We start from the raw sequence: 22744 nt of genomic DNA, 5'->3' as shown, positions 1-22744 counted from the left end.
ATGGCGACGATGGACGAACCCTTCTCGCCGTCGAGCCAAGTCTGGACGGCCTCTTCTATCTTCCGGTGGCGGGTCTCGAAGAAGATCTTGACCTTCAGGCCCCTGGTCTCCAGGGGAGCGGCTGAATTCAAGGCTTTCCCTCCTTGTCTACGGGTCGGTGTGGGTCGCTGGGCCGTCCTTGGCCTTCAAGAGCGCCGGGCCCGGCCCTGGCGGCCTCGTCGATCTCCTGATTCAGGGCGGCCACCAGCCGCTCGCGGGAGTATCCAAGGTTCAGGGCCTCGCCGACGATCTCCTTGAGCAACTCGTGAAGGCGGTCCCGGCGGGCTTCGCGTAGCCCGGAATCGACCTTCCGGACATAGGTGCCCGAGCCTTGGCGGGACTCCAGGTAGCCTTCCTTGGTCAGCTCGGAATAAACGCGGCTGACCGTATTGGCGTTGATCATCAACTCGATGGCCAACTCCCTCACGGTCGGGAGGCGGGTGCCCGGGGCGAGCCTTCCCGTCGTCACCTCGTGCCGGATACGTTCCTTCAGCTGCAAGTAGATGGGCATTCCCGAGTGTGGATCGATATGGAACAAGCCCTGGCCCTCCCTCCCACCGCAGCTTCGCGAGTATTGTCCTAATGTCCTAGTACAATTGTACAATGGGGGGCCGGGGGTGTCAAGGGGGCGACCGGCAGTCCGCCTGCGTGATCTGGTGGTGCGAAAGTCCGACACCCCTGGGGGGCCCTGCTTTCGAGGCGGTGTCGGGGCAACTTTCGGCAATCCCAGGTGGCCGGGTCTATGCCGGTGGCCGGGTCTATGCCTTGACAAAGCCTCGCCGAAGGGGCATAATCATATCGGCAACTTCCGATTGATGGGGCGATTGAACCATGTCGACTACCCTCGATGAAGTCCAGGACTTCCTGAAGGCCTTAGCCAGCGACACTCGGCAGAGGATTCTTTTTCTGTACGTGGATGGCCGGGAACGCACGGTCGGCCAGGTGGCTGAGGATTCACGAATCGGCCAGTCGACAGCATCGGAGCACCTCGCAGTTCTGAAAAAGGCGGGCTTGCTCAAGGCCCATCGGGAGGGAAAGGAGGTCTACTACTATCCCGATCGAGCCAATCTTCTGATCCTGACGCGGAGGTTCGCCGATCTTGTGACCAGATGCTGCCCAGGGAAATGGGACCAGTAGGCCAGGTTGTTGGGCGAGAGCCGGGCTGCCGAAATGCGGCCCTTTTTTGAGACCAACGTATCGTCATTTCGCGAAGTAACGAATGGAGGTTGCCGCCCATGAAGATCGGGTTCCGCAAGAAGAGTACCGTCGTGCCCGTCATCATCATCAGCGGAAGCTGCTGCATCCCCGGGATGGCCGCCTTTGATGAGCAGGCTCGCCTCCTCGTCCAGCAAGCCAGCCACGAGACAGGGGTGACCATTGAGGTGAAGGTGATCCCCGCTACCACGGCCTATTTCGGGGCCGTCCCGAGGGCGGTGATGGCCCGGTTGATGACGGCCTTCCAATCAGGCCGGGTGGGAGTTCCGGCGATCCTGGTAGACGGTAGTCTTGTCGACCTTGGCCTACCTGAATTGGCGAAGGTCAAAGCGGCGCTGAGACAGGCCGCGGAAACAAGGGAAAACGGAGGGGATGCAAGTGAACGAAAGACTCCAGCGCCTCACGGCTCTTCAAGGTAGGACCAAGTATCTGTTCTTCGGAGGCAAAGGTGGAGTGGGCAAGACCACCGTGGCCACGGCGACGGCGGTGTGGTTCGCCGACCACGGGTACAGGACGACCATCGTCTCGACTGATCCGACTGTGAGCCTGTCAACCATGTTCAGCCAAGAGATCGGCGGGGAGGTCCGGGCGCCCATCCGGGAGGTACCCAACTTGTGCGGGCTCAACATCAACCCGAACGACGCCAAGGGTGTCTTTCAGAAACGGTTGGACTCAGTAATGGGTCAGATGACCGGGGCGCTTGGCGGCGACGTCATCAGCACTCCATGCGCCGAAGAGATGGCCACCTTTGACCAATTCGTAACCTTCCTGGAGGAGCCCGACAGCGAGGTCCTGATCTTCGACACGGCTCCCACCGGCAAGACGTTGCGCGAACTGGCCATGCCGTTCGACTGGGCCGGTTTCCTCCAGAAACAGATCCAGGAAGGCGAGCGGCTCGCCCAATTGATGAACCTGGACGGCGATGATTTCGGACATCTGGAGCGAGACAGGTTGCGCTACGAACGGGCCCTACAGGTCCTGCGAGACGACCGCGCGACCGTTTTCACTCTGGTCCTATTGCCGGAACGGTTGCCCATTGCGGAAACCGACAGCGCCATCAAGGGTTTGAGCCGGCTCGGCATCCCGGTTCAGGCCCTGGTCGTCAACCAATGCATCCAACCGGAGGTTATCGAGGGTAATCGCTTCCTGTCCTCCCGGGCCAAGCTTCAGGCCCGTTACCTCAAGGAGATCGAGACTCGATTCACCGGCCTGCTCCGGTCACCCTTGCCGCTGTTGGATCACGACGTCTCAGACCTTTCCACGTTACGCGAGGTCGGTGGCCTGCTCTACGGTGACTGAGGCGCGGACCAAACGAGTAGCCCTCTGGGCGGAGCACCCGGAGGTATTATCCATCAGCGTGTGGACAATATCCAACGCTTGGCAGGATCACGTCATTCGGCCGGCGTCGGGGCCTGGGCAACCGACCGGCCGGCGGCCATCCGGTCGAGGAAGGCCTTGTCTTCCACCTTCAGCAGGTAGGGGTTGAAGAACTGGGCGATGCAGAAGACGGCCAAGAGCGCTCCGAGAGCAGCGACCACCCTGCCCGGGTTGAGGAGCCCGGTCACCAGGCCGACCATGGCCGTGCTGAGGGGCAACGAGCCCTGGGCGATCAGGCGACGCACGGCAAAGACCCGCCCCTGTAACTCCCGCGGGGTCTGGGTCTGCCAGATCGTCTGGGAGTGGGCGTTACATATCGGGAAGGTCAGGTTGACGGCAAAGAACATACCGGCAGCAAGGTAAAGGTAGGACGAACGACCGGCGACGACCATGGCCAGACCGCTGAAGATCATCGGGACGAAGACCCCGTAGACCCGCCTCTTCCTCAAGCCGCCCCAGGCGCTGATCAGGAGGCCGCCGACCAGGCCGCCGAACCCGCTGATCGTGGCCAGCAAGGCAAAGGCCGTTTCGAACGTGAAGCCGCGCCCTGCCCAGTCGCCCGCCAGATTGAACTTGACGATCAGCGGGGTGAGGACACCGAGCGGGCCATCCACCAAGTTGGCCACGGCGAAGGTGCCGAGCAGCCAGAGCAATGGACGACGGTGCCAGATGTAAAGGGCCCCTTCCCTGACGTCGGCCCAGATGCTCTTGTCCAAGCGCCCGTTGGATTTTTTCAGGTCGGTCCTCACCGGCGAGGGGATGGTCAGGAAGACCAGCGTCACGGCACCCACGAAGAAGGTCACGGCGTCGATCACGATGGGCAGCGGGATGCCGCTCTCCATTCCCCCGAGCCGGGCTCCAAGACCACCGGTCAGGTGCCCTTGGCGGGCCAGGACCGGCAGGGAGATGAGGGCCGCCGCGGCGGCCGGGGAAAGGATCGCGGAGAGCGAGAACATCGTCTGCATCATCCCGTTGGCCCTGGGCAGCAGCCGGTCCGGGACGAGCATGGCGTAGGACGTGTCGAAGGCTGAGGAGTGAAAGGCGGCGGCGCTCGCGGCCACCAGGGTGAGAGCCAGCAGGACCCCGAGGTTGAGCCGCCCGGTCAGAAGGAGGGCCGCCAGGAGCACGCTCAATAGACCACTGACAAGGTCCATGGCCATCATCGTTCTCCGGCGGTCGTGACGGTCGGCCCAGGCCCCGGCGAGCGGCGCGCCGAAGATGGTCGGCAGGGCAAAGGCCAGACTGACCGCCGACAGGGCCCAGGCCAGCTCGGGCTTTTGCTCCGGGCGGGGGTAGAGGACCTGGGTCAACCAGATGGTCGTGGCAAAGAAGGTCAGGTTAGACCCAAGGACCGAGATGGACTGGGTGACCCAGACAATGAGGAAGGTCCGGAACCCGTCCTTCGGCGGCTCATACGGCCGCGTTTCTTGGCTCATGCTCACTCCTCAAGGAAATCCGCCAGCCGCTCCTCCAGGCGATCGAGGGAGCCGGGGCGGAGACTGTAACGCTCGGGACCGTCCGGAAAGACGTGGACGCGAATCAGGCCGGCGGCCCGGAGGGCCACCAGGTGGTGATGGACGGTACTCTTGGCTAAGGCGATAAAGCGAACGACGTCACTGAACGGGCGCGGCTCGGGGGCCAGGAAACGAAGAATCCGCAGACGGCTCTCGTCGGCCAGGGCCCGGGTCAGGCGGAGAAGGTCCGGCGACGGGTGGCCCGGCTCCGTTGGCAGGACGTCGACCGGATAGAGGTAGACGACCGCCCCCTTGAGCCGGGCGTGGAGGTTCCACGGCCGGAAGTGATACTGCGGGATGAGGACAGCCCGTTCGAGACCCGGGTCCGGCTCCAGGATGACGCCGTTAGTGGCCCGTTCGAAAGCCCCGGCGGGTGACCGCTTGACCAGTTGACGGCGGACCGCGGCCTCCTTGGCCAGCCCCTCGAGGAGGGCCGGATCCACCTGCCGGAAGTAGGCTTCGTTCCAGCGTCGCAGGCGACCGGCCAGGACGCCGATAATCTGCGTGGCGTCGGCCGGGATGGGCGGCGCGCCCTCGGGGACGAAGGGCGCGAAGAGCTCGTAGAAGCGTCCGGCGGTCAGCCGCTCGAGCCACCTGATGAAGCCGGCCGCGTCCCGCCTGCCGGGGCACAACCAGACCAGCAGTTCGAGCGGGACGTCCCAGCCCCCCTTGGGCTCGGGACCAGGCCGCCGGGGCTCCGGTACCGCCGGCGTCCCCTCCCTCTCCAGCTCCGCCCGCAACCGCGGGCCGATTCGCCGGCGGGTCGCGTCGACCCAACCCCTGCCGGCGTCAAGGGCCTTGTGAAGCGGTCGGCTGGTGAACGCCTCGAGGCTGACCACCAGCTCATAGGCGGGGGCCCAGTCGACTTCAAGGCGATAGGCGATTGTTGTTCGACCTCCATCGAACTCTGTTTCTAGTTAGATGATAACCGAACACTTCGGGAATGGCAAGCCCGAAATACTAGGACCGGCGGTCAGAGCCCTGCCCGCCGGTCCGCAGTGACTTTCGACAGACTAGAAGGCGGCCAAAGACGCCACAACGGCCAAAGACGCCACCCCCTCAAGAACCGCTCCGTTGTGGTATAATCTCCGAGGCAAACATACCCATCAACGGAGGAACGACATGGGTCAATACGGCGGTCCGGGGGCTGCCCTGGGCCGGGGAGACCCAGCCTGAGCAACTCAAGAGTGAGATGCGGCGATGCCTGGCCTACTTCCTCGGCCACCTGATCAACGCGGCCCGTCACCTGGATGCCGACGTGCTGACCGAGTTCGCCAGGTGGAGTGAGGAGATCGGGGTGACCCTCCCCCCGGCGCTCCACCCGGCCGCGGTTGATCGCCGACGCGGACAAGGCCGTGGCGGGCAAGTGACCGGCCCCGCCGGACAGTGATAGCGCCGGCTCAGACCGACGGTGGCCGCCGACCGACAGCGGCCGATGAAAAACCATCAACCAACGAGCGGCCCCGGGGTCAGTCTCGGGGTCTTTCCTTTTGGCGCAGGGCCCTGAAATCGTTTTCAAGGATGCTCATCATGACGAAGTCGTGGAAAACGTGGTTGTAGTAGTAGCCGTCCCGCTGGAGACCCTCGCGCTTGAAGCCGACCCGTTCGTAGAACTCGATGGCCCTCTGGTTGAAACCGACCACGCCGATGGACACCCGGTGAAACCCGAGATGGCCGAAGGCATAGTCGAGGAGGAGGTTGATCGCCTCCGTGCCGCGGCCGTGTCCACGGGCCTCCGGTTCGCCGATGATGATCGTCAAGTCGGTCGTCCGCCAGGGGTGGTACATCCGCAACAGCCCGGCCTCGCCGATGACCCGGTCCTCGTCGCGGCTGACGACCATGAACCAGACTCGGTCCCGATCATTCTTGGCCGACTCGTACCATTCCTCGGCCGCCGCCTCGCTCATCGGGGTGGCCATCCCGGTCAGGGCCCTCGTCTCCGGGTCATTATACCAGCGGCGGACGTAGTCGAGGTCGGCGCGCTCGAGCGGCCTGAGGTAAACCCCGGCGCCGGTGAGGAAGGCTCGCCTATCTTGCTGCCCTTGAACGCTCATGGAACCCTCCTGAGGGATTTCGTTTCGCTCGTTCTTTCTTCATCGGTCGCCATAAACCCTTGAGTGCGTCGGTGGCCCGGGTCGACCTTAGATATTTCGGCCGACGGCTTGTCCGGTCACTGTCGGAAGATATGGTATAATTAATGAGTTGCGCCAAAACCGGCTCAGAGACCCAAGGGGATACCATGATCGAAGCCACCACCACCATCGTCAAAAACGAGAACGTGAACCGGCTCAGGCGAGAGATCTTTCTCCTGGCCTGGCCGGCCATCATCGAGCTGATCCTCCACACCCTGGTCTGGAATGTTGACACGGCCTTCATGGGCCGGGTCGGGGCCGACGCCGTCGCCGCCGTCGGCAACGGGGGCCAGGTCTACTGGACCGTCATCTGGGCCTTCGGCGGCCTCGGAACGGGGGTCACCGCCCTGGTCGCCCGGGCCATCGGGGCCGGCCGTCGCGACGCCGCCACCGGCTCCGCCGCCCAGGCTCTGCGCCTGGCCTTCTTCTGCGGCCTGGCGGTGATGGTGACGGCCTTCCTCGGCGCCGGCCGGGTGATGGGACTGACCAGCCTCCCGGCCGCCACCCAGGCGTCGGCCGCGACCTACATCCGCATTTTGGCCATGGGCGCGCCTGTCTACCTCCCGGCGATGATCGCCCTCTCAGCCATCCGGGCCACCGGGGACACCCGGACCCCGATGTTCGTGACCGGTTTGCTCAACGTGGTCAACATCATCCTGGCCTGGGGGCTGGTCTTCGGGCACTTCGGCAACCAGCCGCTCGGGGTGATCGGTTCGGCCCTGGCCGCCGTCCTAGCCCAGGTCTTCGGGGCCGGCCTGGCCCTGGCCTGGGTCTTCAGCCCGCGTTGCCGCCTCGGCCTCCGCCTGTCGCAGCTAACCCGGGGCCGGGGTCCATCGGGCGAACTGGCCCGCCTGAGCCTGCCGAGCGGGGTCGAGTCGCTGACCATGGACACCGCCAGGACCTTCGGGATGTTCTTCGTCACCGCCCTCGGCAGCGTGGCCTCTGCCGCCAGTTACGTCTCGATGAACGCGGAGGCCTTCTCGTTCATGCCGGGCTATGGCTTCGCCGTGGCCGCCAGCATCCTGGCCGGCCAGAAGCTCGGGGCGGGCGACGAGGCCGGGGCCAAGGAAGCCGTCCGGCAATGCCTGGTCGTGGGAATGGCCGTCATGGGCGGCATCGGCCTCTTCTTCCTGGCCGTCCCGTCGCTCTTCGTCCGCATCTTCACCGGAGAGCCGGCCGTCGTCCGGATGGCCTCTCAGTGCTTGCGAGTGGCCGGGTTCGCCCAGCCCCTGATGGCCGTGACCGATATTCTCTGCGGCTCGCTGCGGGGCGCGGGCAACACCCGCACCCCCCTCTTCATCACCATGGGCGGGGCCTGGCTCGTTCGGGTCCCCCTGACCTTCGTTCTAGTGGCCTGGCTCAAGCTGCCCGTCTACTACGCATGGGTGGCCATGTTGGCCGATTGGGGCGCCCGGGCCGTGGTCACCTTCCTCGTCTTCCGTACCGGGCGCTGGCTCAAGACTCGCGTCCGGGTAGGCGCTCCAGCGCCGGAATCGGCGGCGCCGGTCCAGACCGCATAGTCGGCTGCCCAGGTTCGGATTCCAGTCAGCGGAGGTGTTGTCGGGTGCCCGAGCTACCGGAAATCCTTAACCTTGCCCGGCAGATGGACCAGGAGTTGCGCGGCAAGAAGATCGTTTCAGTCGAAGTCCTCCAGGTCAAGATTCTCAATCGCCCGGTCAAGGAGTTCGAGGACCTGGTCGTCGGGAGGAAGATCGGGCCGGTCACTTCCCGGGGCAAGTGGGTCTTCGTCAAGCTCGAACCGGGGTCCAAGGCCGGGTCGGGCGGCAAGCCCGGACCAGAAACCCACTTCCTCCTCAGCCTGGGGATGGGCGGCGAGGTGCTCCTCCGCAAGCCCGGGGAGGCGCCGCCGGCCAAGTACCGGCTGAAGTTCACCTTCGGCGACCGCTCCTACCTGACGATCAACTTCTGGTGGTTCGGCTATGCCCACGCCGTCACGGCCGACGAACTCGCCTCCCACAAGATGACCGCCGATCTCGGGCTGGACCCGATGGACGACGGCGAGTTCACCTTCGGCCGTTTCCGCGACCTGTTGACCGGCCGCAAGGGGGCCATCAAGGCCGTCCTGATGGACCAGAGGAAGATCGCCGGGATCGGCAATGTCTACATCCAGGAAATCCTGCTGCGGGCCCGGTTGCACCCCGACCGGAAGATCCCGTCACTGACCGCGGCTGAGTTAAAAAGGCTCTATGAGGCCACCGTGGGCGCCCTCCGCGAAGCGGTCGACGATGGCGGCCTGAAATACGAGGTCGACCTGCACAATGAGCACGGCCGGTACGATCCCGCGTGGCACCCCGGCGGGCCCTGCCCAAAGTGCGGGACGACCATGGAGAAAGTCAAGACGGGCGGCACGATGCAGATCGTCTGCCCGAAGTGCCAGGTCAAGCAGGGCTGAGTGGCTGGGTTCCCCAAACTGAGGCCGCCTTCGGGCGGCCTCAGCGTCGTTCTTGCCGCCGATAGGCCGGCAGACAATCCATCCGTTACCTGGGAACAGCGGCCGCGCCGCCGACGTCAAAAGAAGACCATCCAGACCATTGCCTGAACGGCGGCCATAGAGTATTGTTGAATGTTCAACCAAGCAACGGCTTTGCGTATCTGTTCGAGACTATCCCGAGACGATTGCCCCGGCGGACATAGCCTTTTCGGGACCGCCCGGACGACCCGTGCCCGGTTGGGAGGCGGTCCTGTTGCCCCGGTTCAATCTCCCGGCCAGAATCATCGCCGGCGCCCTCGCCCTGGCCCTGGCGGTCAGCGGCTGCACTCTGCCGGGCCTGACCCGGCGCCCATCGACCCCAGTGAAGGAGCCGCCGGCCGTGGTCGCCCCGCCGTCTTCAACCCCGCCGGACCAGCCGGCCGACGGCGCGGTTTGGATCGATGCGACCAAGAGCCCCTTTGCCGTCCGCGGCATCGTCGAGGGTTTCTACGGCCAGCCGTGGACCCAAGCCCAGCGGCTGGCGGCCTTTGACTTCATGGCCCGGGTCGGGCTGAACACCTATGTCTACGCCCCGAAGGACGACCCCTATCAGCGCCAGGATTGGCGGACGGCTTATCCCGCGGCGGAGGTCGCCCGGTTCAGCGCCCTCCTCGCCCGGGCCCGCGGGGACAAGGTGGACTTCGTCTACTCCATCAGCCCCGGGCTGAACATCACCTACAGCTCCAAGGCCGACCGCGATGCCCTGGCCACCAAGGTCGACCAGCTGCGTGGCCTTGGGATCGAGACCTTCATGTTGTCCGTCGACGATGTCCCGGAGAAGCTGACCCCGGCCGATGCCGCCCTATACGGCCAGAACTATGCCCTGGCCCAGGCCGACCTGGCCAACTGGCTCTACCGCACGGAACGGGCCAAGGACCCGGGGTTCACCCTCTGGATGACCCCCAGCCACTACTGGGGGACGAAGGCCGACTCCTACCTGACTTCCCTCGGCGGCCGCCTCGCCGCCGCTATCCCGCTGATCTGGACCGGTCCCGGCGTCCTCTCGAGGACGATCACGGCCAAGGACGCCGACGCCTTTGCGGCCATCGTCAAGCGCAAGGCGATCGTCTGGGACAACTACCCGGTGAACGACTACACGTATGTCCAGCAGAAGCTCCACAGCCTGATCCTCGGGCCGCTCCGCGGCCGCGACGCCAAGCTGGCCGGCCACGTCGGCGGTTACCTCATCAATCCACTGATCCAGGCGGAAGCTTCGCGGCTACCGCTGTACACGGCGGCGGCCTACCTGGCCGACCCGAGCCGGTACGACCCGGCCGCCGCCTGGACCGAGGCCGCCGGCCACCTGGCCGTCTGTGGGCCCGGCGGCCAGGTCCTCCTCAAGTTCGCCTCATACGCTCGGTCGTCGGTGGTCTACGACAGCGAGGCGCCGGGGCTGGCCAAGGTCGTCGCCGATTACTGGAGGGGTGCCGCTTCCGCCCCGGCAGCGCTGGAGCAGGAATTGACGGCGATGGCTGAGCTCCCTCAGCAACTGGCCGCGGCCACTAGTCCCGGACTCTATGACGACATCGCCCCCTGGGCCGTGGCCTTGCGCGACAAGGGGCGGGCCGGGCTCCTGGCGGTGAAGGTCGATCAGGCCGTGAACCGTCGGGACGCAGCCGGGGTCAAGGCCGACCTGCCCAAATTGCGGCAGTCCCTGGCGGACATCAAGACCGAGGACGCGAAGGCCTACATCGCGGCCGGCTACGTCGAGACTTTCATCGGCAAGGTCATTGACAGGGCCAAAGCAATCACCGGGTAAGGGTCACGAGGCGGAGGACACGAGGGAGGGCCGCTCAGCGACCCTCCCTTTCCATTGCCTCAGCTTCCCGATGGGATCCGCGGCCGGGCGGCCCTGGTCAGCCCTTGTGCCCGACGACGACCATGCCCTTACCGACCGGCCCAGCCTCCTCGATCGTCAATCCAGGTACAGGGGGGCGTTCTGGGCCGTGGCCAGGTCGCAGAAGTCCGTCAGACCTGGGTTCGAGGCGTCCCCCCGGATGAAGCGGACATTGCTCAGCCCGGTCCGTTCGGCCTTGGCCGTGGCGACCTCGATCATTCTGGGCGAGAAGTCCAGTCCGATGACCTCGGCCGCGCCGGCCAGGGTCCCGGCCACCCTGTCATACGCGGGCCATCAAACCGACCAAAGCGCTGGACGCCAGCTTGACCAGAAGGAAGCGCATCCCCACCCTCCTTCAGCCGTTTGGTCGCGGCTCCGGGGCCGCTAGGTCTCCCTGACCGCCAGTACCTGGCCGTCATAGAGAGCCCCGCCGAGGTCGGTTTGGGCGTCTTGGGTCTCATCCCAAACGGCCGCGCGGCCGCTTTGGACCAGGTTGACCAGACGGGAGCCGGCGGCCGCGTTGATCAGCGCGTGGCGGACGGTGGCCCCCCGAAAGAGGCGGACGGGCTTGCCGTCGACGGTCACTTGCAGCGGGTCGAAGCCCATCGCGGCCGCACCTCGCATCACCGATGTCGGGACTCGAATCCCTCGATCAAGCCCTCAATCCCCTACCGCGTCTTCAGGAGCGACGGGTAGTTCATGTTGAACTGGGTCGTCGTCGGGCTGTAGTTGCTGGACCCATCCTTGTTGGTGTTGTCCCTCACCTCGTCGCTGTTGAACCGGATGGCCGAGCCCAGTCCGGCTGAGATGGTGTTCATCTCGGTCGGGTTGGAGTTGTTGCCGTAGTCCGTCTGCGACATCAGGACGACGTTGCCCCCGCCGGCCATGTAGGCGTTGAGGACCGCCAGCTCGGCCGGTGTGTAGGCACCGACGGTGCCGGGGGTGGTGATCACCAGGGCGTCCACGCCGACCAGCTTGTCGGCGGTCAGGGCGGTGTTCTTGCCGGTGTAGCCGACGGTGTAGCCGCGCTCGGACAGGAAGTCCTTGACCTGGGTGAACCGGGTGTTGTCGTAGTATTGCCCGTGGCCCTCGTCGATAAGGACGGCCCCGGTGGACCGGCCGGTCAGCAGGTCGAGCAGGTTGGTGAACCACTGCGGGTTCTGGTAGCTGGCGCGATAGCCGTTGGCGACGATGATGGCCCCTACGCCGACCACCTTGCCGCTGCCGACCGACTGTAGGGCGGCCAGGGGAATGGGCTGGCCGGCATCGACCTTGGTGAAGTTCTTCGGCGGGGTGGCGCTCCGTTCGTACTGGTAAGCCGTGGACTCGCCCCACACCAGGATGTCGGCCTGGTCGGTCAGCTTCGTCAGGGCGCCGTCCCCGGCCGCCGCGAGCAGGCTCGAGCTGTTGTAGAAGTTGAGCTTCGTGACGGGCACCGGGATGGGTGCGGCCTTGAGGACAATCCGCCCCTCGGCGGCCGGGTAGTTGAGGTTCCCGATGGACCGGATGAACTCCCCGACGATGATCGCGTCGACGTCCGAGGAGATGTCGACCGGCGCCGCCATGCTCGGCACCGGGTAGCCGCTGCCGCCGGTGGCGATGTAATCGGCCATGGCCACGCTGTAGACCTGGTTCGGGTCAATCGGCTGACCGTTGACCTTGAGGACCACATGGTCCAAGACGCCGCCCGGGCCGGTGTAGATAGTGTAGGTCAAACCGGAGGTCTGCAGGTCGAGTTGGAACCGGTTATCGCGGACGTAGGAAAACTCGATGATCTGGCGGAGCTGGTCGCCGGTCAGGTTGACCTTCATCACGAAGTTGCCGAAGGGCAGAACCGTGTAGACCTGCCGCATGGTGATGTCACCGGCCGGGATGGAGGTGCGGATGCCGCCGTTGTTGGTCAGGGCGATCTCGGTGCCCATGTAGGACCGCATGGCATCGGTGATCAGGTTGCCGATGGAGACGTCCTTGATATAGCGGTCATCCCGGTTGAGGGCGATCGGGGTGTAACCGATCTTGGCGTCGAGGGTCGAGCCCATCAGGGCGTTCCACCGGTCGACGATGGTCTGGACCTCGGGGTCGACCATGGTGAGTCCGGATACCTGGACGGTGTAGGCGCCACCGGCCGCGCCGCCGCTGACGATGACCTGTTCGGCCTGCCTGACGGCCAGGTCACCGAGGTCGGTAGCGCCGGAGCCGACCTGCATGATGGGCACGCCGTTGACGATCAACGGGGAGCTGTCGTAGGTGTGCGAGTGGGCGCCGATGATCAGGTCGATGCCGGGCACGGCCGTGGCCAGACGCTGATCGAAGTCCTGGCCATTGTGGGAGACGACGACGACCAGGTTGGCCTCGGCGCGGACCGCTGCCACCTGCGCTTGGGCGGTTGCCAGCGGGTCGTCGAAGCGCAGGCCGACGGTGTTCTTGGCCCCCGTCGACGGCGGGGTCTCGGTCAGGCCGATGAAGGCGGTCTTCTGGCCGAGGTCATTGGTGTAGACCTTGGACCCGTCAAAGGGCTGGATCGGCGTCGCCGCCTGGTCGACGACGACGGTGTTGGCCGAGAGCCACGGGAACTGTGATTCCGCCCGGCGGGCCTGGGTGTTGGCCGGGCCGTAGTCGAGGTTGTGGTTGCCGACGGCCAGCAGATCCAAGCCGGAGGCGTTGAGGACTTCGATCATCGGGACGCCCTTGTTCAGGTCGGTGACCGGGTCACCGCTGAAGTCGTCGCCGCCGTCGACGTAGTAGGTCTGGACGGATCCACTGGCGGCCTCGGCCGCCTTGACGTAGGCGGCCACCTTGGCCAGCGGGTCCAGCTTGCCGTGGATATCGTTGAGGTGCAGCACGCGGACATCGAGGGCCGGGGCCTCGACGGCGATTTTGGCGATCGCGTTGGGGGTGCCGAGGGCTTGGACGTCCAGGGTGTTCTCACCCCATTGGACCAGCCCGCTGATGTCGAAGACGGCTTTCCCCTTCCCCTGGTCGAAGAAGGTGTTCAGGTTGAGCCGCCGGCCGTTGACGGCCACCTCCAGCTCTCTGATGCCATCGTTGTCGATGGCCAGCCTGGCGACGGTAGCCTTGACCGTGAACGGATATTGGAACGTTTGGGGCTGGCCCTTGGACCGTTCCGTCACCACGTTCAAGGCCTTGTACCAGTCGTAGTCCTGGGTCGATGACCACAGCTGGGGGGTGATGACGCCGTTGCCGTTATCCGCCGGGTCGGCACCGGCCAGGACCACCGATGATACCCTTGCCAGCAGGAGCACACAGAGGGTGATGGCCAGCAGCTGCCGCGACCGTCTCATCAGGGAACCCTCCTTAAATCGGGCAGGTTGGGCCGAACCGGGTGTTGGGCCCCTGAACGTTTCCCCTCTTGGTGTCAGACTCCTCTATCCCCAGGGTGTCCTCATGATGGTAGCCCGCCGGCTCCCCGGTCACAAAAAAGAGCCGCCTGAGCGACTCTCCCTTGGACTTCGCCGTCGAGGGCGTCCGGCTTTTCGACCGGACCTACCCGCGGGTGGCCACGACCCGGCGGCAGTGCTCTCTGAAGCCGATTGGCGGCCGTGGTCATCGTCGATTCGCCGCCTCTACCATCATCCCCCTGGTTTTTGAGCTTGCTCTTCGTTGGTGGTCTTTCAGATCCAGTGCAGCACCGGGATGAACAGCACCAGGGCGAGGATGTCCAAGGCCCAAATGCTTCCGACGGTGAGGAGCTTCTGCTTCAGGGACTTCATGTCGTACACCCAGAAAGCCACCACGAAGAACGTCAGGTATCCGAACAGGAAGATGAGCCAGGGGGCGCCGCGGTTCCACCACGGATAGTCCCAGGTCAGCGCGTTGGCGCTGTTGAGGAGGTACTCGACCAAGACGCAGAACGCCGACCCGACCACGGCGATGAACCAACGGTTCGGAAGGCCGAAGATCCTGTCTTCCTTCTTCGGCAGCAGCATCTTGCTCCAGATCACGCCGGAGACCGCGAACATGAACATTATCTCGATATTCAGCCCGACCAGGATGAGGAAGGCCGTGTTGCCGGGGGCTCCCCAGACCGGGGCGTAACCGGTGAAGTGCAGCACCAGCGCGTTCCAGATCTCGTTGAACCAGTCCATGCCCCAGAAGGCGAGCCCGGCCAGGACCAGGTTCCAGTTGCGTTTCTCGGCCTCTACGGTGTAAACGTAGAACATAAAGGCCAGCAGGGGGATGACGTACCACTTGAACTGGCTGCCGTCCCGCAAGACGCTCAGGGCTCGCAGGGCATTTTCGGTCATGGACATCCATCTCCTTTCATGTCGCAACATTTGTACTGTTCTGGGGCAGGCCCTGGTTTCCCTCCGGGAGCCGGAGTGACTCTCGTGTCGGCAGAAAAAAAGAGAGCTCGGGCTCTCTTTTCGCTGGGTCTAGTGATTGGGAAGAGAATGGTCGGCGGCCGGCACGGGGGGCTACGAAATATGCCACCCGCCCGTCGCCAACAGCCATGAGAGATAGGCGACGAAGGCAACCCACGGAGTCGCCCCGAAGAGGTAACCCACCCTGGGAGTGTCGTACGTGTATGTCATGGTCCTCGTGGGGTATGCGCCAAACGCCCTGGCGTCCATGGCGATGGCGGAGAGCTTGGCCTTCTTCAGGCCGCTGGTGATCAGCGGCACCCCCAGCCTCTTGTAGACTTTGATCTTGCCCAACAGGCCCTTTTCTACCTCGGCACTTCCCCTGACCGCTTGGGCGTTCAGGATATTGTTGGCTTCATTCTCGAAGATCGGGATGAAGCGCAGAGCCGCATAGAACACAAAGGCAAACCGATACGGGAACCGGAGCCTGACCACCATGTCATAGATCATTCTTCTTGGCTCCGTGGTCATGATGAAGGACAGGGCACTGGCTCCCAGGACGAAGACCCTGATGGCCAGGTTGAGTCCGAAGATGAAGCCCGCCGTCCTGATGTGGACGGGTCCCACGGTGAACAGGACCGCCTGGTCGGCGCCGACGTAGAAGAGGACTTGCATGATGAACAGGATGACGCCAAAAGTGACGAAGAGGGTCATCCCCCAGAAGAACTCTTTCAAAGGTAGCCTCCCGAGGACCAGGGCCGTGAGAACCGTCAAGAGCAGAACCACGGTCTGGTGAACCGGGTTGGTCACCACGTATGACAAGAAAGCGGTGCCGATCAACCAGAGGAACTTGTTGGTGGGATCCAGGCGATGAAGGAACGAATCGGCCTCGATGTATGACAGCCTAAGCACTGGTGCGACACCTCCCCAGGGCCGCGGCCACATCATCGGCGGTAAGGAAGGCGGGCAACCCGCTCACCCCGGATTTCCTGAGGAATTCGATCACCTTGAGCACCTCGGGCTTCTCTATCGCCTTGGTGCGGATGGTTTCCAGGTTCTCGAACAGGTCCAAGGGGCACCCTTCAAAAGCGACCTCACCCTGATCCATGACGATCACGCGCTCGGCATAACGGGCCACCAGGTAAGTGGTGTGGGTGATCATCAGGATGGTCACTCCGGCCTGGTTCAACTTGAGCAGGATGTCCATCATGTACTTGGCATTCCGCCAATCGAGCCCGGCTGATGGTTCGTCGAGGATGAGCACGTCCGGCCGCCTGACGAGCATGGTCGCGATGCTCAGCCGCCGTTTCTCCCCCATGCTCAGGGTGAAGGGGTGTCTGTCTTCCGTCCCAACCAGGTCGACGGTCTCGAGGGTCTCCTTGACCAGGGCGCCGATTTCGTCGGGGGACAGTCCTTGGTTCTTCAAGCCGTAGGCCAATTCGTCCCTGACCGTGTCGGTCACGAACTGGTGCTCGGGGTACTGGAAGACGTACCCGACCTTGGAGCAGATCTCCTTGAGGGGAGCCTTCTTGGTGTCAACGCCGGAGATGGTGATCGTCCCCGAGTCAGGCTTGAGTAAGCCCACCATCATGAGGGAAAGGGTGGTCTTGCCGGACCCGTTCTCCCCCATCAGGGCGGTGACGCTTCCCTTCCTGACTTCGAAGGATACCCCCTTGAGGACGTTGGGTTTTGACGGATACCCGAAATTGACTCGGTCAATGGTTATCACCGGCCCGGACTCTCGCCGGTCCGGCGCAGGGGACGCGGCTTGCCCTTCCCTCAATTCCGCGACCATGGGGCGCATCAGACGTGCCGCTTCCTCGACGGAAAGAGGCATCATGTCAGGCGTCGAGTCCCCCCCCGTAAGCGCGAAGGACAGCCGGCTGACCTCAGGGACCCACAGTCCGCAATCCTTCTCCATCCACTCCCCGCGTCGAAGCAGGACGTCGCGCGGAGCCCCCTGGTCGACGATCCGACCTTTGTCCATGACGATGAGCCGGTCGACGTATCTGATCAACTCGTCGATCTGGTGTTCGATGAGGACCAGGCTCTTGCCGGTCTCCTGGTTCAGCCGGTACAGTGTCTCGAAGATGTCCTCCTTGCCGGTCGGATCCAGATTGGCGGTAGGTTGGTCGAGGATGAGGACGTCAGGCTCCATCGACATGACCGAGGCTATCGCCACTCGTTGCTTCTGCCCGCCCGACAGCTCGGCTATCCGCCGACGCTGGAAGCCATCCAGGTTCACGAAGTGAAGGTACTTGCCGACCCGCCTGAGGATCTCCTCCCTGTCCACGCGGAGGTTTTCGGGGCCGAAGGCAAGCTCCTCTTCGATGAAGAGGTTGCAGAATTGGCTGTCGGGATCCTGGAAAACGATGCCCACCTTGGTGGCCAATTCGGCGACCGTGGAGAAGGTCGTGTCCAGGCCTCCGACCCTTATGCTGCCTCCAATGGCGCCACCCAGGACGCTCGGGTAGAACCCGGTCATGCACAGAGCGAGGGTGCTCTTGCCGCAACTGGATGGCCCTACGACGGCGACGAACTCACCGGGTTCGACTGTCAGATTGATGTCCTTCAAGAAAGGTTCGGTGTGGTCTGGAAACGTGAACGAGAAGTCCTTGACCTCAAGCCTCGTGTCCATCCGGCTCATCTCCCCGACTTCCATTGAATGCTGCAGATCTCCCTGATGACCGCGACCAAGGAAGCGCAGATGCCGTCGAGGAGGGACTCCCCTGATTCCCTCGAGGCGCGGGTCGGGTCCCCGATGGTGCCCAGAGTGGAGACGTCTTCAGTCACCCACCCGAACGGCACCCGTTCGGAGAAGTCGATTTCCCGCGTTCGGGCGATAAGGGACGGATACTCCGGCTTGAAGGCTTCCGTCTTCACGGCGTCGGGGCGGATTCTCAGAAGGAGAGAAGTTTCGACCTCTCCCGCGTGGATTCCGAACTTGGCCTCTTCACTGGACAGGTTCATTCCGCTTTGCGGCTGTATCTTGAGAAACGGGTGAACGGCAAAGACGCCCATGCCCGTCTGTATCCGGATCTCGCGCGTCATCAGGTCGATGGTTTCGTGGTTTCCGCCGTGTCCGTTAAGGATGATCAGCTTCCTAAAACCGGCTCTGGCGCACCCTCTCCCGACGTCTCTGAGAACACTGATCAGGGTCTCCAGGCTGAGCGAAATGGTCCCCGGGAAATTGTCGTGTTCGTTGCTCTTACCGTAGGGCAACAGGGGGAGGAAGCATATGGGCAGGCGTTCCCTCGCCAGACTGGCCTCCAACTTCTCGATGATGGAAGTGGTGATCAGGCTGTCCGTACCCACGGGTAGGTGCGGCCCGTGTTGTTCAGTCGACCCGATTGGCTGCACCACGACGTACTCCGCGGCGCCATCTCTGATGTCTTCATAGGTATTGAGCCAATATGACTGGTTCACGGACTGGAGGCCTCCCGTTTGTCGACAGGAGGTCTCCGCATTTCGCGGAGACCTCCTGCATGATCTCACCGAGTCACGCCGGCGCGTTTCAGGGCCTGCATGATTCCCAAAGAGACAAGACCACAGACGACCGATCCGGCAAAGAAGGCGTCAACGATATACAGCACCTTGAACTGCGGGGCGAAGTTGCCGAACCAGTAGATGAGGTCGACGGCAAAGCCGGTGGCCGTGGCGAGTCCAGCCGTGATGATCGCCGAGGCGGGCTTGAACTTGTACCGGAAGAGAGCCATTCCGAGTTCGGCGCCGACCCCGTTGCCAACCCCATAAATCAGGCAGAGGGCGCCCGCGGTGTTTCCAAACAGCATCTGCAACAGACCATTCATGAGAGCGGTGACCATCGCCGCGCCTGGCTTGCGAACAAGCAATCCGCCCAAGACGATGGCCAGTAGATGCAAGGACCCGGGCCACATCGCCAGGAACGGGCTACCCAGGTTGAGGGTCCTCACCAAGGGGTTGATGACCAAAGCGCTGACAACGGCCCCGATGGCGGCAACCACAGCCATGATCAGGAGGTCCACGGTCGAGTATCGGTACGTTCGCACCGTCTTTTTCTCCGCAGGTTCGTTCACTAGTAGCAACCTCCGTCTGTTAGTCCTTTTTCGTGGTTCGTTCGCTGTCGTTCAGCTCCATCGACATTGCCGGTGATTTGCCGCGGTAAGAACCCAAGAGAAGGTTAGTCTTCATCCCTCTGACGCCCTCAAGCCGGCCGACAATCTGGGCCACAAAGTCCTCGAATTCTTTGCTCCCGCGGAAAAAAGCATGGCAGAAGACTGAGGCGGTCCCGGTTGTGTAGACTTGAGCGGTGCAGTCCTGTTCGGCAAGGATCTTGGCCGTCTCCTCAGCATGCTTGGGAGCGGTGTCAATCTCAAAGAGCACACATATGTCCCTACCGAGCGTCTTGGGATCCACGATCACGGCAAACTGTCGTATCACTCCCCTCGCGATCAACCCGTTGACCCTGTTGGTGACAACAGCCCGGGACAGCTTTAGACGCCTGGCGATATCCGCATAGGGCGTCCTGCTGTCGTCGGCGAGGATCTCAAGGATCTGAAGGTCGACCGTGTCTAAAGTCATGAGTTTACCTCTGGCATACCTTACATCTGTTAGTAACTTTAGCATTCTACTGAGCAGTTGTCAACCTAATCCGGGTGATAGGCGACATCTGTATATCCTTCTACGGGGCCGGACCGGCAAGGGGTCACCAATAAGCCGACAAGAAAGCCCCCGGGATGCCGCGAGCCATCCGGGGGGCCCTCTTCGATTGTCTACGCGTGGGGGGGGAATGGAGGATTTCGTCAAGCGCTGTCCAATCCACCCACTGGCTTGCGGTATACGCATCCAGCGTTTGTAGGGAGGGGGCTCCACATGGCTCTGTTCTCAAAGCCCAAGAAAAGTGAATACCCGAACGTAAATGAGAACCTGGAACGCGGAAACGCGTTGCTCGGGCAAGGTAAGCTGGCCGAAGCCACACAGGAATTCGCCGAGGCCGTGAAGATCAATCCCGACAGCGCTTGGGCCCATAGCTACCTGGGAATCGCCCATGCCGCCCGGAAGAAGCCGGATAAGGCCCTGGCGGAATTCCAGAAGGCCCTGCAGCTGAGTCCCAACGAGGCCCAGCTTCATTACAACCTGGCGACCTTCTACTACGAGCAGCGACGCCTGCGGAAGGCGGCCGACAAGTACACCAGGGCTGTCCGCCTGAACCCGAAGAGTGCCGACGCGCACTACGGCTTGGGGATCATCTGTTTGGCCCAGTTCGAGGGCATCCTACACGATCAAGGCGGCTGGATGGACTCCCCCGACCTGGACCGGTTCGTGGCCAAGGAATGGTCAAGGGACCCTCGCAAGGTCGACACCGCCGTCAAGGAGTTCAGGACGGCCCTTGAGGTCGATTCCAGCGGCTTCACAGAAGGCGCACCGAGAGTCCGTGCGGAGATTGAGACATCCGTCGGCGCGGAGGCGACCGAGGTTTGCGCTCGGGCCTGACCCGACGGGGGCTCACCGTGCAGCACGCTGTGCACTATTGTGTTCAGCTCACTCCGGAAGACGGGCTTCTCTGGCGGGTTGACACGCCATGGCTCCGGTGTTAATATCGTCTATAGACAGTAAAGACACTGAAGCGGTGTGGGTGATCCTATATTGCGGATAGTCATTACCAATGCCTCAGGGAAACCCATTTATGAGCAAATCAAAGAGCAGGTGCGGTCAGCCATTTTGAGCGATGAATTGCACGAGGGGGATGTGCTCCCATCCATAAGGCAACTGGCCAGGGATCTCAAAATCAGCGTCATCACGACGACCAGGGCCTATTCCGATTTGGAACGGGAAGGCTTAATAACGAACATCCAGGGGAAAGGCTGCTTCGTTTGTCCCAAGGACACTGAGCTTGTGCGGGAGCAACTCACTCGGAAGATCGAGGGCAGTCTCTCGGCGGCCATAGATACGGCGAAGATCGCCAAGCTGTCCCGGGAAGAGCTGCATCGCCTACTCGAGTCTTTATTGGAGGAGAATGAGTATGAAGAACGCCATTGAGGTTCGAGAGCTGAGCAAGGACTACAAAGGCTTCTCACTCCGCGACGTTTCCTTCTCTCTGCCTGCGGGCTATATCATGGGACTTGTCGGCGAGAACGGCGCCGGCAAGACAACGACGATCCGTCTCCTCCTGAACATGGTCAGACGGACCGCTGGAACGGTCAAGATCTTCGGCCTGGACAACATCGAGGACGAGCAAAGGATCAAGCAAGACATCGCTGTGGTTCTCGACGACATCTATTTCGTGGACAGTTGGAGGGTCGCGGAAGTCGAGACAGCCCTCAAAGGCTTCTACACCAATTGGAACAGCGAGAAGTACGGTCAATACGTGAAGAGCTTCAGACTTCCCCTCGACAAACAGGTCAAGGACCTGTCTCGTGGGATGAAGCTCAAGCTGATGCTCGCCGTGGCCCTGTCTCACGAGGCTAAGCTGCTGATCCTCGACGAACCAACGAGCGGGATCGACCCTGTCGCCCGCAATGAGCTCCTGGGGATTCTGAGCACCTACATCTCTGATGGAGAGAGGAGCATCCTTTTCTCGACCCATATCACAACCGACCTGGAGAAGATCGCCGACTACATCACCCTGATCAGGAGGGGCAGGATCTTCTACACCGGGACGAAGGATGACTTGCTCGAGAGCTTCTACACCGTGAAGGGCGGCCCAGACGATCTCAAGAGCCCACTGCGTGAAAGAATCATCGGACTCTACACCAGCAACACTGGTTTTGCCGGACTGTTGCCGGCTTCCGACCTGGCCTACGCGCCAAAAGGGGTCGTCACAGAAACGCCGACGATAGATGAAATCCTGGTCTGCATCAGCAAGGAGGCCTGACAAGACGATGAGTGATGTCCTCAAATCGGTACGCTTGGATGACCATATCATGAGGACTTACTATAAGGTCTTCATCTACATCTACGCCATCGGCGTGCTCCTCTCGGTGATGACCAAGGTACCGGCCCTGGCGGTCGTGATTCCCGTGGTTATTTCGGCGCCCATTCTCGGCCTGTACTTCTCCGTATACGAGAGGAACAACCTAAGCAAGCTCTATGGCATCCTGCCGATCCGAAAGACCGACGTCGTCATCGGCAGATATGTGTTTGCCTTGCTTATTGTCGTCATCAACGGGATCGTCGCCAGCGCGATCACCTATGTGCTTTCATCGCTCCTCCACACCGGGGACCGCCTCACCTACATAGCCGCGGTGTCCGCTTCCTTCCTCTATTTCTGCCTGTTCCTCGCCGTCCTGTTGCCCATCTACTTCAAGTACCCGTTCGCCAAGGTCTACGTGCTCGCCAACCTGCCGTACTACGTCCTCGCTGTCCTGGGCGGTTTTGTCGTCAGGCGGACCGATCTCCTCAAGCACATCAGCCAGGCCCTTCAATACTTCGCTTCCCACCAAGCAATGATCTTGATCAGCGGAATCGGCCTGGGGCTGGTTTTGCTCGCTGTGTCATGTTCTTTGTCTTGCTTGATTTACGAGAGGGTGGAACTGTGAGGGGGCGAAACCGCCAGTCCACTTTCGATTATCCAAGCCGGACGGGAGCCTCAAAGAGGATTAGAAAACCGGGACCACAAATCAGCATGGTCCAGACAAGAGGAGCGAGAGCAACGTCTCTCGCTCCTCTTGTTCTTGAACGGGGAACGGTGGACCCTCTCACCCGAGTTCGACAGTCACTAGGTAAAAGAATGGCGCAACTGGGCGCCAGAGAAGGGTTTCCACGATTGGGTCTTTTGGGGCGTGTATCTATGTGTCCGGGCCCGGTTCTTTCGCACCGGTTGCAGTGATACCAAGGAT

General features: G+C 62.7%; 24 protein-coding genes. 11 read left to right on the top strand and 13 right to left on the bottom strand.

All coding sequences use genetic code 11. From position 1 onward, the window contains the following. Positions 1–127 precede the first annotated feature (127 nt). Positions 128–577 (bottom strand): GntR family transcriptional regulator, encoded by a 450-nt coding sequence (locus tag VGL40_07230; GenBank protein ID HEY3315058.1) that lies wholly within the window; start codon positions 575–577, stop codon positions 128–130. A 293-nt stretch (positions 578–870) separates the two neighbouring features. Here VGL40_07230 and VGL40_07225 point away from each other — a divergent pair, with 293 nt between their 5' ends. The 3 genes from VGL40_07225 to VGL40_07215 all read left to right on the top strand — a co-directional run bounded on the left by VGL40_07225 (position 871) and on the right by VGL40_07215 (position 2553). Then, positions 871–1176: a metalloregulator ArsR/SmtB family transcription factor gene (locus tag VGL40_07225; GenBank protein ID HEY3315057.1), complete on the top strand. Its 306-nt coding sequence runs from the start codon at positions 871–873 to the stop codon at positions 1174–1176. 98 nt (positions 1177–1274) lie between these two features. Beyond that, complete coding sequence (locus tag VGL40_07220; GenBank protein ID HEY3315056.1) at positions 1275–1673, top strand: hypothetical protein; 399 nt, start codon at positions 1275–1277, stop codon at positions 1671–1673. Beyond that, on the top strand, positions 1633–2553 hold the full coding sequence (locus VGL40_07215) for an ArsA family ATPase (protein ID HEY3315055.1): 921 nt from the start codon (positions 1633–1635) through the stop codon (positions 2551–2553). Before VGL40_07220 ends, VGL40_07215 begins: the two co-directional genes overlap by 41 nt. 92 nt (positions 2554–2645) lie before the next feature. Here the strand turns inward: VGL40_07215 and VGL40_07210 are convergent, their stop codons facing one another. Next, complete coding sequence (locus tag VGL40_07210) at positions 2646–4067, bottom strand: MFS transporter (GenBank protein ID HEY3315054.1); 1422 nt, start codon at positions 4065–4067, stop codon at positions 2646–2648. 2 nt (positions 4068–4069) lie between these two features. Beyond that, positions 4070–4984, bottom strand: a complete 915-nt coding sequence (locus VGL40_07205; protein ID HEY3315053.1) for a winged helix-turn-helix domain-containing protein — start codon at positions 4982–4984, stop codon at positions 4070–4072. Between the two features lie 353 nt (positions 4985–5337). On the opposite strand from VGL40_07205, the gene VGL40_07200 reads away from it, so the two are divergent. Further along, complete coding sequence (locus VGL40_07200) at positions 5338–5535, top strand: hypothetical protein (protein ID HEY3315052.1); 198 nt, start codon at positions 5338–5340, stop codon at positions 5533–5535. Positions 5536–5614: 79 nt separating this feature from the next. Here the strand turns inward: VGL40_07200 and VGL40_07195 are convergent, their stop codons facing one another. Continuing rightward, a complete protein-coding gene (locus tag VGL40_07195) occupies positions 5615–6199 on the bottom strand; it encodes a GNAT family protein (protein HEY3315051.1) in 585 nt (194 codons plus the stop codon). Positions 6200–6384: 185 nt separating this feature from the next. On the opposite strand from VGL40_07195, the gene VGL40_07190 reads away from it, so the two are divergent. The 3 genes from VGL40_07190 (at position 6385) to VGL40_07180 (ending at position 10527) form a co-directional block, all read left to right on the top strand. Beyond that, the gene (locus tag VGL40_07190; protein HEY3315050.1) at positions 6385–7797 is read left to right on the top strand and encodes an MATE family efflux transporter; all 1413 of its coding nucleotides are present in this window, start codon (positions 6385–6387) and stop codon (positions 7795–7797) included. A gap of 44 nt (positions 7798–7841) precedes the next feature. Beyond that, positions 7842–8690 carry a DNA-formamidopyrimidine glycosylase family protein gene (locus VGL40_07185; GenBank protein ID HEY3315049.1) on the top strand — a complete coding sequence of 283 codons (849 nt, stop codon included), beginning with the start codon at positions 7842–7844 and terminating at the stop codon, positions 8688–8690. A gap of 292 nt (positions 8691–8982) precedes the next feature. Next, positions 8983–10527: a protein O-GlcNAcase gene (locus VGL40_07180; GenBank protein HEY3315048.1), complete on the top strand. Its 1545-nt coding sequence runs from the start codon at positions 8983–8985 to the stop codon at positions 10525–10527. Between the two features lie 156 nt (positions 10528–10683). On the opposite strand, the gene VGL40_07175 is transcribed toward VGL40_07180, so the two are convergent. From VGL40_07175 to VGL40_07135, 9 genes are all read right to left on the bottom strand, one after another. Next, positions 10684–10881 carry a methyltransferase domain-containing protein gene (locus VGL40_07175; protein ID HEY3315047.1) on the bottom strand — a complete coding sequence of 66 codons (198 nt, stop codon included), beginning with the start codon at positions 10879–10881 and terminating at the stop codon, positions 10684–10686. 108 nt (positions 10882–10989) lie between these two features. Beyond that, a complete protein-coding gene (locus VGL40_07170) occupies positions 10990–11232 on the bottom strand; it encodes a hypothetical protein (protein HEY3315046.1) in 243 nt (80 codons plus the stop codon). Positions 11233–11273: 41 nt separating this feature from the next. Further along, a complete protein-coding gene (locus tag VGL40_07165; protein ID HEY3315045.1) occupies positions 11274–13907 on the bottom strand; it encodes a bifunctional UDP-sugar hydrolase/5'-nucleotidase in 2634 nt (877 codons plus the stop codon). A gap of 330 nt (positions 13908–14237) precedes the next feature. Further along, the gene (locus VGL40_07160) at positions 14238–14870 is read right to left on the bottom strand and encodes a hypothetical protein (protein HEY3315044.1); all 633 of its coding nucleotides are present in this window, start codon (positions 14868–14870) and stop codon (positions 14238–14240) included. 171 nt (positions 14871–15041) lie between these two features. Continuing rightward, on the bottom strand, positions 15042–15839 hold the full coding sequence (locus tag VGL40_07155; protein ID HEY3315043.1) for an energy-coupling factor transporter transmembrane component T: 798 nt from the start codon (positions 15837–15839) through the stop codon (positions 15042–15044). Beyond that, complete coding sequence (locus VGL40_07150; protein HEY3315042.1) at positions 15832–17565, bottom strand: energy-coupling factor transporter ATPase; 1734 nt, start codon at positions 17563–17565, stop codon at positions 15832–15834. The genes VGL40_07155 and VGL40_07150 overlap by 8 nt, the downstream gene beginning before the upstream one ends. A 5-nt stretch (positions 17566–17570) precedes the next feature. Continuing rightward, the gene (locus VGL40_07145; protein ID HEY3315041.1) at positions 17571–18353 is read right to left on the bottom strand and encodes a creatininase family protein; all 783 of its coding nucleotides are present in this window, start codon (positions 18351–18353) and stop codon (positions 17571–17573) included. A gap of 65 nt (positions 18354–18418) precedes the next feature. Further along, the gene (locus VGL40_07140) at positions 18419–18955 is read right to left on the bottom strand and encodes an ECF transporter S component (GenBank protein ID HEY3315040.1); all 537 of its coding nucleotides are present in this window, start codon (positions 18953–18955) and stop codon (positions 18419–18421) included. A gap of 46 nt (positions 18956–19001) precedes the next feature. After that, a complete protein-coding gene (locus tag VGL40_07135; protein ID HEY3315039.1) occupies positions 19002–19487 on the bottom strand; it encodes an Lrp/AsnC family transcriptional regulator in 486 nt (161 codons plus the stop codon). A gap of 291 nt (positions 19488–19778) precedes the next feature. On the opposite strand from VGL40_07135, the gene VGL40_07130 reads away from it, so the two are divergent. From VGL40_07130 to VGL40_07115, 4 genes are all read left to right on the top strand, one after another. Beyond that, complete coding sequence (locus tag VGL40_07130; GenBank protein HEY3315038.1) at positions 19779–20399, top strand: tetratricopeptide repeat protein; 621 nt, start codon at positions 19779–19781, stop codon at positions 20397–20399. Between the two features lie 153 nt (positions 20400–20552). Continuing rightward, the gene (locus VGL40_07125; GenBank protein HEY3315037.1) at positions 20553–20945 is read left to right on the top strand and encodes a GntR family transcriptional regulator; all 393 of its coding nucleotides are present in this window, start codon (positions 20553–20555) and stop codon (positions 20943–20945) included. Beyond that, complete coding sequence (locus VGL40_07120) at positions 20929–21780, top strand: ABC transporter ATP-binding protein (protein HEY3315036.1); 852 nt, start codon at positions 20929–20931, stop codon at positions 21778–21780. The genes VGL40_07125 and VGL40_07120 overlap by 17 nt, the downstream gene beginning before the upstream one ends. Positions 21781–21829: 49 nt before the next feature. Then, a complete protein-coding gene (locus VGL40_07115) occupies positions 21830–22444 on the top strand; it encodes an ABC-2 transporter permease (protein HEY3315035.1) in 615 nt (204 codons plus the stop codon). Positions 22445–22744: the final 300 nt, after the last annotated feature.

This window comes from Bacillota bacterium (assembly GCA_036504675.1).
Lineage (GTDB): Bacteria > Bacillota > Sulfobacillia > JAJYWN01 > JAJZPE01 > DASXUT01.
This window is presented reverse-complemented; position numbering and strand designations above follow the sequence as displayed.